The sequence below is a fragment of the Arthrobacter psychrochitiniphilus genome (assembly GCF_003185915.1).
GTDB lineage: Bacteria > Actinomycetota > Actinomycetes > Actinomycetales > Micrococcaceae > Specibacter > Specibacter psychrochitiniphilus.
Genome location: NZ_QHLZ01000002.1, coordinates 416,280 through 428,929 on the forward strand (window position 1 = coordinate 416,280; position 12,650 = coordinate 428,929).

A 12,650-nucleotide genomic window follows, 5' to 3' on the forward strand; every position below is an offset into this window, starting at 1 on the left:
GGATATATGAGTATTCCGGAGATTGACCCCGGAGACCGGGGCCCTGAAGCCACACAGGATGTGGCTTCAGCCCTTCGCGCAATTACTCTTCCTTCCATTGAACCCTTTGGCACTGACAGTCCTGCCCTTGAGGGTCTACCCGCCTATGTTCCGGCTCCTTTTCAGTCTCCTTCGCAGGAACCACGTTCAAGACTGAGCGTGGCCCGGACTGTCTACGATTCTGCGGTAGCCGCGCTAGGTGCCATGAAATGCCTTGAAGACGGGGTGGCCGCCTGCAAGGCCGCTTTGGTGGCCCAGCTCATGGGGGCAGCCGCCGTGGAAGGTCAGTCAATGTCTCTGGATCCGTGGCAGGCGGGAATCTGCGAATCCAGCGCCCATAGTGAGCTCGCCTTAACCCTGTGCATCCCCGAACGTACGGCAGCTACCTTGGCCCACCACTCCACGGAATTATTCAATAACCATCCCCTGGCCTTCGCGCAACTGCAGGCCGGGGCCCTCTCCGCCAGGCACGCGTGGATCATTGTGGATGAGGTGGAAACGCTCCTTGAGACCCCCGGCATAACGGCCGCTCAAACGGCTGCCTTTGAACAGCGCCTTCTTCAGCTGGCACCAGGTTCCAGCGCCGCCAGTTTTGCGCCAAAAGCCAGACGGACCAGAGAGTCACTCCATCCGGCAACCATCAGCACGCGCAGCAAAGCCGCCCACGCAGCACGCTCCATGACCTTGGCGCCGGGCAAGGATGGCATGTCCTGGCTGACACTTCACGTTCCATCACTGGCGGCGGAAGGAATCTGGGTCAAGTGCACCCGGACTGCCCGCGCTCTCAAGAACCGTCCGCGAGCAGGAGCGGATCTAGGCAGGGATCGGGGCGGGGATCTGGCAAGCAGCCCTCTGGCCCGGGACACCGAGAACCGCACCTTGACGCAGCTGCGCGTGGATGTTGCCGCAGCTTTGTTGCTCGGGCAGCCGCCGCTTCCTGGTTTTGGCGCCGAGGACAGCGCCAGCATCACAGGGGCAAGCAGCACCCCTCCAGGCTCGCAAGCAAGGCCCAGCGGGTATGCACACGGGTTGGTGGACGGAATCGACGAAAACGCTTCGCAGGAATATCTGGATCAGCTGGCAGCGCTCCAAGCCAACCTGCCAGTTGCTGACCCACCCCTACCCGAAGCGACGGTCCTGATCACTGTGCCCTTCTTGGGGGCCTTGGGCATCACCCATGAGCCCGCTGAATTAGTAGGATCCGAGGCCTGTTCCGGGCCGGTTTCACTGCACATAGCCCGCAAGCTGCTAATCAACGCGGGCAGTTTCCTGCGTGTACTGACCGATCCGGCCACAGGTGAACCTCTAGGGTTGCATCCGGAGAGATACCAGCTCCGCGAAGCGGACAAGGCAGTGCTGCGGGCGCTTGTTGGCGGCTGCTACTTTCCGGGTTGCCCCAATCCCGTCATGGATACGGAAACCGACCACCTGTTGGCTTACGGAAACGGCGGGCAGACCTTACTGGAAAACCTACGTCCCGCCTGCAAACGTCACCACGCACTTCGGCATTACAAGGACGATAAAAACCGGCACGGAATCTGCCGCAGCATTGACGATCCCGATCGTCATAACATTCGCCTGCGCGGCTGGACCCCCACCGTGGACTTTGGCGGGAGCGTTGACTGGGTGGCACCATCGGGCAGGAAGCACCGCACCCGGCGCAAGGACCATCAGCGTCCCTGTTATCCCACGTGGCTCGAGAAGCTCCTGAACCCATCCGCACCTCCCGCTGTTGCACAAGAAACTGCGCACGGGACCTCACAACCTGCAGCATCCGGGACGAATACCGAAAGCAACGCCAGCCCACTCGAGCAACTCCTCGTCAGCTACGTCAAGAAGCACAATCACTGACAAACTTAAACAAAGGGGCGGCTTGTGCATCAGCACAAGCCGCCCCTTCCTAGCTATTTACAGCTACGTTTCTATTGAGACGTTGGTATTACCATCGTCCTTTAGTAGCGGCGGCGGCGCACCAAACGGTTGCTTACAATGACGCCAGAACCGAACATCAGGACCAGCAGGGCCCCAATGACGGATGCATCCATGCCCATGGCGCCTGTCTTCGCCAACGCACCAGCACCAGTACCAGTACCAGTACCAGTACCAGCTAAAGCGCCTGCATTGTTCTCAGGCAACACAGCACCTTCGGAGCAGCCAAGGTTGAAGCTCAAGGCATCCAGTGATTCCCCTGCTGCATAGAAATCAGCAAACGGCGCAACCCCGCTGGCTGCGAGTGTGGTCTGGACGGCGGTTCCGGAGTACATGGTCTCCGCAGTGTTCAGTGCGGCGCCGGACAGATCCAATGTTGCCAAAACCACCGAGTTGTAGGTGGTGTTGGCACCGGGCTTTGCTCCAACAGTTGCCGATTCCAAGGAACGGCTCACCACATCTGCCTGCAGCGTGCCAACGTTGCCGTCCATGACCAAGGTCAATTTCTGCATTGTCACGGACAGGACCGGGCCGGATCCGTAATCGTGGCCCTGGAAGCGGACAACGCCGTCGAAGACAACCTCACCCGTTCGCTTGCCGGCATCAATGCTGCCGGCACCCTTGGTAAAGGTGAAGAGCTGGTCCCACGTTGCGGGAGAACCGTTGAAAGTAATCTGACCCTTGGCAATGTTGCCGGTGATGTACTTCCGGAAGGATTCCTTGACTCCCCACGTCAGGGTGCCGCCCACAACCTTGCCATTGCTGCACTTCGCATCCGCATTTAGGCTTCCTTCTGGAGCCTGCGTCGGTTTGTCAGTCACTGGCGGTGCCGTGGGCTTGTCAGTGGTGGGCGGCGTGATCGCAGCAGCTGTAATCTCTAGGGCTGCCGAAGCTTTCTGCACCCCACCAGTCTGAACAACCCCGTGAGCCAATGTGGCTACTTCAGGAGCAGTTGCTGTGGCAGTGACGGTGTACTTGCCTGACTTCTGCCGGGCGGGAACAGTCCACTCGAGTGAGAAAGCTCCGTTGGCATCAACCAGCAGCTGCTCTGCAGGAGCCAGGCTCCGCACCTCGAAGCTCAAGCCATCAAAGGATGTGCCCACCGGGTAGAAGTCAGCGAAAGCCGGCACCCCTGCCTTGGTTAGGACCGTGGCCAGATTTTTACCGGAAACGCCCTCATTGCCGCCCGTGACTGCAGTGGTATCGATTGAAACCAGGGCAACGTCAGAGTACTTATTCAGCTCGCCGTCCAATGACTTGCTAGTTGCATCGGCCAGCAAACTAGCAGCTTTGACGTCCACGCGGAGATTACTCAAGGTGACTTGAAGCGCACCGTCGTGACCCACCATGGATACCGAGCCGGCAAAGCTAGCAATCTTGTTCGCAGCATCGAAGCTGACTGCCGGGAAGTGGTAAGTGCCGTCCGGGTTGTCCGTGGCGCCACCATCCGTGACGATGGTGCCCTGTGCGATGGAGCTGCCCAAGTAGTTGCGGAATGATTCCTTAACACCCCACTCCAGTCCGCCGACGGCTGCGGAGGGAGCCCCTGGCGCAATCTCTTCACCATTGAGGTCAAAGGCAAGTGTGCTGCCCGGGGCAAAGTCAGCGCCTGTGAGTTTGACGGTTTTGCCCGCTTCAACGCTGGCCGCATCGAGAGTCAGAGTCGGTTCGTTGGCAGGAACTTCGGGCTCCGGGACGTTCGGTGCTGAGGCATCGGCCCAGGCTAGCTTGACGAATTCGTCTTGACTGCGGTCCGCGGAGTAGTTGTGCTCAATGTTGTCAATATCCAACGGTGAGGAAAACGTGGAAATGTAGAGCGTGTTGTCGATGGCATTAAAGCCACCATTTTTGAATACTGTTGTTACCGAGAATTCCACCGGACCGAAGGTTCCGTCTGGATCCACCTTCAGCCGAACAGCGTTCTCGTAGGACTCCGGCACCCTGTCAGCACCGGGGCCCTGAGCGGTTTCTGCAATATAAATCCAGCGGTCTTTTGTGTAACCAGAACCGGACACCATGACCTTGCTAGCATGCTTGAGGCCCGTTGCCGGCTCAACTTTCAGAGCAGGCTTGGCAACGGGTTCTGCAGGCTTGCCAACGGTGATTGGTGCGTAAAGTTCCTGCGCAGCATTGCTCGTCCCACCCGCAGGGTAGGTGTAAGCACCAAAATTGCCAGCCTCAGGCCACTGAACTTCACCGTTCTTGTCAGTCTTCTTCGCCACCGTCAGCGTCGCAGTGAAATTACCCTCAGGGGAAATCTCAACCCACTGATCACTAACAACCTTCTTGTACGCCGCTGGAACTGCATCAAGCGCAACCTGACTCAAAGCCCACAACTGATCCCCCACCACACGAGCAGAAGAAGGAGCCCCCTCAGACGGCCGCCACTTATCCGCGAACTTACCAAACACCACATACACACCCGCCGGATTCCCAGCAGCAATCGGCGGACGCGAACCAGCCGGCGCAATATTGGCCTGCGGATCAAAACCAGATCCCTTAACAACAACCTTCGTACCCTCAGCAACAGGACCACTCAAAACCGTCACACCATCAGCAGCAAACACCTTCAACTCAGGCGTAAACACAGGAACAGGCTTGCCAACGGTGATTGGTGCGTAAAGTTCCTGCGCAGCTTTGCTCGTCCCACCCGCAGGGTAGGTGTAAGCACCAAAATTGCCAGCCTCAGGCCACTGAACTTCACCGTTCTTGTCAGTCTTCTTCGCCACCGTCAGCGTCGCAGTGAAATTACCCTCAGGGGAAATCTCAACCCACTGATCACTAACAACCTTCTTGTACGCCGCTGGAACTGCATCAAGCGCAGCCTGACTCAAAGCCCACAACTGATCCCCCACCACACGAGCAGAAGAAGGAGCCCCCTCAGACGGCCGCCACTTATCAGCGAACTTACCAAACACCACATACACACCCGCCGGATTCCCAGCAGCAATCGGCGGACGCGAACCAGCAGGCGCAATATTGGCCTGCGGATCAAAACCAGATCCCTTAACAACAACCTTCGCACCCTCAGCAACAGGACCACTCAAAACCGTCACACCATCAGCAGCAAACACCTTCAACTCAGGCGTAAACACAGGAACAGGCTCCTCCGCTTCGGTCACTGTCAGAGCCGCAGCCCCGCTGTAGACAACACCGCCTGCGTTGGTGAACGCGGCACGGTATTGGTTGCCATTCTCGAGCGCCGAGGCAGTAATGGTCAGTGTGGGGCTTGAAGCCCCAGCAATATCAGCCCAGTCCGCGGAGCCAGCGGCAAGAACCTGCCACTGCAGCGCATCATGCCCGGTGGCGGCGGCCGTGAATGTCACCGGAGCGCCACTCTCCACTGCCTGCGCAGCCGGCGACGCGGTCACCACCGGCACCTCAACGGGAGCAACATAGGAAACCGCAAAACTTACGGGGTCAAAAGGATCACCCTCACCGTAAAAGGATGCAAACGCAGGAACTCCACCGGCGGTCAATTTCGCAGGCAAAGCAGTCCCACTGGCTTCACCGTCCGCCACGCTCGCACCAGCGCCCAGGGTGGTGAGGTCCACGTCGTCGTAAGTCACCATTGCGGTGCCCACGCGCGACTTGCTCACCACATCAGCTACCAGAAAGCCACGCGCCAGGTCTAAACGAATGTCCGAAATCTCGACGGCGAGCTGCCCCTCATGGGCAGAATAACTTACTGACCCGCCAAAGCTGACAAGTTGCGCGGCAGGGTCAACAGCCGCGGCCGGAAAATTGTAGGTACCATCAGCGTTTTCGCTAGCCCCGCCGCCTAGTGTTGTTGTTCCCCCGGCAAAAGACATCTTGAGGTAGTTGCGGAATGATTCCTTAACTCCCCAATCGAGACTGCCAGCACTCACTTCAGGGGTGGCCGGTGCGGCAGAAGCTGCCGGGGCGCTCACCACCACGGCGCCTCCTGTCATGGCGAGTGCGGCAAGGACGGCCAAAGGCCGCCGCCACCAGAGGCCTCGTTGTTGCGATGTCATGGTCTTCCTCTGTGATCGGGGAGAATTTCTTGTGGAATTGGGCTGGTTCATTTCCCACCTCGACGCCGGGTGGTCATGACAACGGCGCCGCCGCCCAGCGCCAGCAGCACTGCGCCGCCAGCAATGTAAATGCCTGTTGTGGCACCCGTTTTTGCCAGGCCACCCTTGGCTGCCTTCTTCTCGCCGCTCTGCCCGGCGGCGTCGGCGACTGTACCGGCGCCCTTTTCCGCGGCTGCGGCCCCGAAACTAATGGGAACCATGACATCAGCGCTGCGGTCTGCACTACGGGTGTGATCTGCGCGAGTGGCAATGACGCAACCATTGGGCGCAGTGGCCGGATCTTGACAACTCGTCAACGCATCGGCCGCACTCACAGCCAACGAGACAGAGAATGAGCCCTTGCCTCCGCTCTGGGAGAACGGCTGCGCAAGTCCCTGACCATAGGCCGGAGGGTTGGAGGAAATCCACAATGAGCTGCCGCTCCCACCGGTCATATCTACACCGCCGAGGCATGGCGAGGCTACAACGCCGGGACCATTATTGACGCAGACACCCACGTAAATGCCCTTGCTCAGATCGAAACCGGCACCGCTGACCTGCACGGAGTCTCCTGCCTCGGCCAACCCTGTTGACCTGTCCACAGTCAGCGACTGGCCGCTGGGCCCACTGCTCGATGCTGCAAACGCACCAGCACCTGACGCCAGAGCCAAGCCGCCTGACAGCACTAAAACACCCAGAATGCGGGTGAGGCGCGTCTGAGCACCCCTTTGTGGCACCTGTGCCACATCGCGGCTGGTGATTCCCCTCATGATCCTCCTTGTTGGGGGCCTGCCCGGAAGCAGCCCGCCATGCGCACAGAACGAACTGTCCGTGCGCATGCTGTGATGACGCAATATCGCGTTGATTCTCTGGATTCCCGGCGAAGCATGTAGCAACTTTTCAGGCACGCACATTACGCAAGATTAGATTGACCTAAACATAACCTAACCTAGGGTAGGCTTAGTTAAGAAAAAGGACGGTTTACGGCTTGCTGCGGACCGACTTTTGCACCGTCGCCGCCTCTCTCTGGGGAACTAATGACTTTTGCTTTTCAGCCCTTTGCTGCGCCCGAACGCCGATCAAGCGCCCGGAAACACTCTTTTGCAACCCTCGCGTCAGTGGTGTTGCTTTCCTGGCTTGTCAGTGGATGCGCTCCCGCAGAACCCGGCACTAAGGGCCCGGCAGACTCCCCCAGCGCGGCCACCTCCACAACCGCGGCTCCTGTGTCCGCATGCACGGACGGCACAGCCGGCAAGCTACCGCTCCCCACCGAATGGCAGGCAGTAAGCACAAGCCCGGGCGCCTCAGCCGGCAGCACAACCTCTACCAGTTCCACTCAGGCGGGCCCCACAACAGTTGATACATCGGGGATCACCCTGCCCATAGTGGCCGCCACCCCCACCCCCGCACTCCCCACCACCGTGCTTTCTTGCGACGGGGTGCAAGTGTCAGTTACAGATGTGAGCCGAATCGTCACCATTGATTTGCACGGCACGTTGACTGAAATTGTTTATGGGTTGGGCTTGGGAGCCAACGTCATTGGCCGGGACCGTGCAGCAGACTTCCCGCAGGCGAAAAATGCCACGATTGTCACCCCCACAGGCCATGATCTCAATGCCGAATCTATTACCGCACTGAACCCCAGCGTCATCTTCACTGACACCACCATCAGCCCGCTGGAAGTACAAGAACAATTGCGGGCAGTAGGCATCCCGGTAATATTTTTTGACCCGTCCCGCACCATGAACGGGGTCAGTCACCAGATCACCGCCGTTGCCGGGGCCCTGGGTATTCCTGACGCCGGCGTTGAGCTCAACAAGCTGGTTGGCGCGGACATGGTTGCCGCACTGAGCATGGTTCCCCGCGACGCTACCCCGGCGCGCATCGCTTTCCTGTATGTACGCGGCACCGCTGGCGTCTACCTCATGGCGGGCCCCGGATCCGGCGCCGATGACATGATCAAGGCTGCTGGCGCTGCCGACGTCGGAACAGACATTGGCTTGAAGATGCCTTTTACTCCTCTCACCTCCGAAGCTTTGATCAAGGCCGCCCCTGACGTGCTGCTCCTTATGTCCGGAGGCCTCGAAAGCGTGGGTGGAGCAGAAGGCCTATTCAAGATTCAAGGCATTGCCCAGACGCCTGCCGGAGCCAACAAGCGTGTGATTGATGTGGCCGATGGCACGCTGCTCAGCTTCGGCCCCCGCTCAGGCCAAATCATCAAGGCACTCTCTCAAGCCATCCATGGAAACTCCGAATGAGCACAAAAACGTCCACCAACACCACGGAGTCCGCCGCCGCACAGCTAGAAATTAGCAAACCACCCAAGCCCCGCAAAGCCCCAAAGAAATCTAGAGGTAGAGCGAAGGACCGCCTCATCCTGGGTGTCCTTTCGGCGGCACTGGCCATTACCGCCATCATCGCCGCCGGCACGGGACAACTGCACATTGCCCCCGTGGAAGTCATTGGCAGCATTCTTCACGGCATCAATAACTGGCTGCAGGGCTGGCTGGACTACTTCGGCACCGGACTGAGTGCCCCCTTCGGCGGAGCACCGCTTCCGGAACATCCTCGAGGCTATGAAACCCTTTGGTCAGTCCGTTTTCCCCGCGTCGCCTTGGCCATGATTGTCGGTGCCGCACTGGCGTGCTCGGGCACCGTCATGCAGGGAGTCTTTGGCAACCCGCTGGCGGAACCTGCTGTGGTGGGGGTGTCCTCCGGCGCAGCTGTGGGGGCCAGCACCGCCATAGTGACAGGTCTGGCCACGCACGGGAATTGGGTGGTGGCCATCTTCGCGTTCATGGGCGGGCTCATCACCACTTTGCTGGTGTACAGCCTCTCGCGCAGCAAGGGCCGCACTGAAGTGGTGACGCTTGTCTTGACGGGTATTGCGGTGAACGCCTTCACGTTCGCAATGATCGCCTTCTATACCTATGTTGCCGATCCCAACGCCCGTGACCAGCTCATCTTCTGGCAGTTGGGCAGCCTCAACGGAACCAGTTGGATCAGTGTTCTCTCCGTGCTGCCACTGTTAGTTGCCGGCTTGGTCATGGCCTTTTCTGCGGCCGGAAAACTGGACTTGCTGGCACTGGGAGAACGCTCGGCCAGGCATTTGGGTGTCAATGTGGAACGGCTTCGCATGAGAATGATTATCACGGTAGCCCTGCTAGTGGGGGCAGGGGTGGCCTTCACTGGGATTGTCAGCTTCGTGGGACTCGTGGTGCCGCACTTGATCCGCATCATCGCAGGCCCGGGCCACAAACTACTCCTGCCCGCCAGCGCCTTGGGCGGCGCACTCCTAGTGTTGCTGGCCGATCTTGGAGCCCGCACCCTCGTCACGTATTCAGACCTTCCCCTGGGCATGTTGACGGCACTCATTGGCGGCCCCTTCTTCTTCTGGCTCCTGCGCCGGACCCGCAACGAACAAGGAGGCTGGGCATGAGCATGTTGGATGTTTTCCGCGCCCCGCCCACAGAGATTCCGGACCCTTTGATCCCCGGCGAGGTAGCAATAGTGGCCACCGGCGTCTCCGTAGAGCTGGGTGGCAAGAGGGTGCTCAACAGTGTTGACTTATCCGTCATGGCCGGGGAGGTACTGGCCCTGGTGGGGCCCAACGGCGCCGGAAAGTCCACGCTGCTAGCCGCCTTGGCCGGCGATCTAGAGCTAGAAAGCGGCCAGATTGAACTCTCCGGCCGCCCACTGCACCAATGGCGTGCACAGGAGTTGGCGCTGCGACGGGCCGTGCTCTTGCAGCAGATCCAGCTCAGCTTCCCCTTCAATGTGCTTGAAGTGGTCCAGATGGGCCGCGCCCCTTGGTCCAACACGGCAGCTTCCCTGCACGACGACGAACTCATCACCGCTGCCATGGCCGCCACTGATATCAGTGACTTTGCCCAACGGCGTTTCTCCCACCTCTCGGGTGGCGAGAAGGCTCGCGTGGCGTTATCGCGGATACTGGCCCAAGACACCGCTGTATTGATGCTCGATGAGCCCACCGCAGCCTTGGATCTGCGGCACCAGGAATTGGTGCTCCAAGTGGCCCGCGCTCGTGCCGCCGCCGGCCGCGCCGTGGTGGTTGTGCTCCATGATCTGAATCTGGCAGCTGGCTATGCCGATAAGGTTGCGGTTCTAGAGAAGGGCCAGCTGGCCGCCCTTGGCACACCCGAAGAGGTGTTGACGGAGGAGATCCTCAGCCGCGTTTACCAACACGGAATCGATGTCATGGCCCATCCCGTCACAGGCCGCACAATCATTTTTCCGCGCAGGTAAAGCGCAGCTAACAAGCCCCAGACCTTGGGCACGCCCTTACTCTGCAGTGCCCGCGGCCGCAGCCAGGCATTTCACAATGCCCGGGTTAGCAGGCTCCCAGCCTAGACTTTCACGGTGAGCACAGTGCAAAAAATCAGCCCCGAGGCGACTAGTCGCCAGGACGCCCGGGATGGGCAGGACGCGGCGGCCGTTCCGCCCGGTACGAGACCCCGCATCTCGGCCGGACTGCGGGAGGTGGCTGCCTCAGCCCTGTCCCTGTCTGGACTGGTAGGCGCCATGGCCTTCGTGGTGTATTCCATGTTTTCCTGGCTGCAGTGGCAAAGCTTCACCGTCCGGTCCTGGGATCTGGGTATCTTCACCCAATTAGCCAAGGACTACGCAAACTTCCGCCCGCCCATTGTGAGCCTGAAGGGCGATGGCTACAACCTGCTCGGCGATCACTTCCACCCTATACTGGTGTTGCTGGCCCCGTTTTACAAGCTTTTCCCCAGCGCTTACACCTTGCTGGTGGTGCAGAACATGCTGCTGGCTATTTCCGTGGTGGTTGTTGCCCATTTGGCCATCAAACGGCTGGGCAGGATCACCGGCGCATGCCTGGGGGTTGGTTACGCCTTGAGTTGGGGGCTGCAATCTGCCGTGGACTCACAGTTCCATGAGATTGCTTTTGCTGTCCCGCTGCTGGCCCTATCCCTGGTTGCACTCTTGGAGGAAAAGTGGCGTTCCGCCTGGATATGGGCCTCGTTGCTTGTCTTCGTCAAGGAGGACCTGGGGCTGACGGTGTTTGTCATTGGCCTGGTCATGGCGTGGCGAGCCCGAACCGCCGCCGGCCTCTGGCTCTCAGCCTGGGGTGTGGGCTGGTTCGTGCTGACCACCAAAGTCATTCTGCCCTCGATGAACCCCGGATCCGAATGGGCCTACCAGAGCCAGCTCAACATCGCAGGCCTCTTAAAAGACCCCGCAACCCTCTTCCAGCCGGACAAGGTCACCACAGTGCTGCTCCTGGCAGCCATCACCGCCGGCCTCTGCTTGTTTTCACCACTAACGCTGATTGTCCTGCCCACTCTGGCCTGGCGCTTCCTCTCGGAACTCCCCGTGTACTGGGGGCAGGAATGGCAATACAGCGCCGTCCTGATGCCAGTGGTTTTCATCGCCGCCATTGATGCGCTGTCCCGGCGCAAAGTCCTCTCCGGCATGCGGCTACGGTTGCTGCTGGGCACCACCATCATGGTCATTGCCGTGGTACTGAGCAGCCAATACGCTTTTGAAAAGTTGGCCGACCCGGCCAAAAACTTCCCGCTCACCACGGCAGCTTCCTCACAAAGCGCCTTGGCCGCCGTGCCGGATGGTGTCACGGTGGAAACCGATATTTCTCTCATGAGCTATTTGGTGGACCGCACCGAAGTGTATTGGATTGGCAACAAGAATCCGGTCCCGGACTACGTTTTCTTCGATGTTTCCGGCCGCCCTGGCCTGGCTGCCACCGCCATCGCCCAGGAGGCGGAACAGCGCTTCCCCGGTACCCGCTTTGTCACTGTTTATGCGGACGCTCACTACCAAGTGGCCCGCAAGGAGTAGTACCCCTTCGGGAGGAAGAACGACGGCGGCACGGGAGTGCCGCCGTCGTTCTTTGGGTTAAGCGTGTGGCTTGTTAAGCGCGTGACTTGTTGAGGGTGTGACTAGGCAGCGGCCTTGCGGGCAGCGTCCAAGTCCACAAATACTGCCCGGTTGAGTTCGAAGGAATTCGAGGCGTGAGCTAGGATGGAATCCTTTTGTTCCCGGGTGAAATCGGTGGTGTCCAGGAGGGTGCGGTAAGCGTCCTTGTACGGCTTGGGTTTGGCGATCTGATCGAAGGCGTAGAAGTTCAGGCCCTCATCGGCAATGCCGTAGTGGCGCTGGACCATGCGCTGGATGATGAGCCCGCCGGAGAGGTCGCCCATGTAGCGCACGTAGTGGTGGGCCAGCAGGAACTCGATTGATTCGCGGCCCAGAGTTGAGAGTTCATCGGCGTAGGTGCGGGTGGCGGGCACAATGGTGATGCGCCCGTCAGCAAGCTGCGCCTCCCAGTCGGCGCCGTGGTGGTAGGCCATATCGCGTTCCAGTGCTCCAACGCGGGCCAGCTTCGGATCGATGAAAGCACCCAGCTGGGGGTGGTTTACATGGGAAGCCAAGGCAGCTTCCAGGGCGCGGTAAATGATCAGGCTCTGATCCAGCAGGCTGATCAGGGCGGCAGCATCTAAAGTCCCACCCATCAGCTCGGCCACGAAGCTGGAATCCTCTGCCGCCGCGTGGGCTGCCGCGGTGTGAGTTTTAAGTTCCTGCGAGAGCTCAGCAGCAGTCTCGGGTAGAGCGGATTCAACTGCGGGTGCAGACATGGCAAACTCC

Annotated in this window: 8 protein-coding genes; 5 read left to right on the plus strand and 3 right to left on the minus strand. The window is 59.8% G+C overall.

Annotated features, from left to right (window positions below; all coding sequences use genetic code 11):
- Positions 1 to 6 precede the first annotated feature (6 nt).
- A complete protein-coding gene (locus CVS29_RS05245; RefSeq protein ID WP_110105263.1) occupies positions 7 to 1,890 on the plus strand; it encodes an HNH endonuclease signature motif containing protein in 1,884 nt (627 codons plus the stop codon).
- A 101-nt stretch (positions 1,891 to 1,991) separates the two neighbouring features.
- Here the strand turns inward: CVS29_RS05245 and CVS29_RS05250 are convergent, their stop codons facing one another.
- Positions 1,992 to 5,963, minus strand: a complete 3,972-nt coding sequence (locus CVS29_RS05250; protein WP_170120894.1) for an HtaA domain-containing protein — start codon at positions 5,961 to 5,963, stop codon at positions 1,992 to 1,994.
- Between the two features lie 47 nt (positions 5,964 to 6,010).
- The gene (locus tag CVS29_RS05255) at positions 6,011 to 6,772 is read right to left on the minus strand and encodes a hypothetical protein (RefSeq protein WP_110105265.1); all 762 of its coding nucleotides are present in this window, start codon (positions 6,770 to 6,772) and stop codon (positions 6,011 to 6,013) included.
- A gap of 267 nt (positions 6,773 to 7,039) precedes the next feature.
- Here CVS29_RS05255 and CVS29_RS05260 point away from each other — a divergent pair, with 267 nt between their 5' ends.
- The 4 genes from CVS29_RS05260 (at position 7,040) to CVS29_RS05275 (ending at position 11,843) form a co-directional block, all read left to right on the plus strand.
- Positions 7,040 to 8,260 carry an ABC transporter substrate-binding protein gene (locus CVS29_RS05260; protein ID WP_110105266.1) on the plus strand — a complete coding sequence of 407 codons (1,221 nt, stop codon included), beginning with the start codon at positions 7,040 to 7,042 and terminating at the stop codon, positions 8,258 to 8,260.
- Entirely contained in the window at positions 8,257 to 9,441 is a 1,185-nt protein-coding gene (locus CVS29_RS05265) for a FecCD family ABC transporter permease (protein WP_110105267.1), read from the plus strand. Before CVS29_RS05260 ends, CVS29_RS05265 begins: the two co-directional genes overlap by 4 nt.
- The gene (locus CVS29_RS05270; RefSeq protein ID WP_110105268.1) at positions 9,438 to 10,268 is read left to right on the plus strand and encodes a heme ABC transporter ATP-binding protein; all 831 of its coding nucleotides are present in this window, start codon (positions 9,438 to 9,440) and stop codon (positions 10,266 to 10,268) included. The genes CVS29_RS05265 and CVS29_RS05270 overlap by 4 nt, the downstream gene beginning before the upstream one ends.
- Positions 10,269 to 10,382: 114 nt before the next feature.
- Positions 10,383 to 11,843 (plus strand): DUF2079 domain-containing protein, encoded by a 1,461-nt coding sequence (locus CVS29_RS05275; protein WP_110105269.1) that lies wholly within the window; start codon positions 10,383 to 10,385, stop codon positions 11,841 to 11,843.
- A gap of 101 nt (positions 11,844 to 11,944) precedes the next feature.
- Here CVS29_RS05275 and CVS29_RS05280 read toward each other — a convergent pair whose 3' ends face one another.
- Complete coding sequence (locus CVS29_RS05280) at positions 11,945 to 12,640, minus strand: biliverdin-producing heme oxygenase (RefSeq protein WP_170120895.1); 696 nt, start codon at positions 12,638 to 12,640, stop codon at positions 11,945 to 11,947.
- Between the last annotated feature and the right edge of the window lie 10 nt (positions 12,641 to 12,650).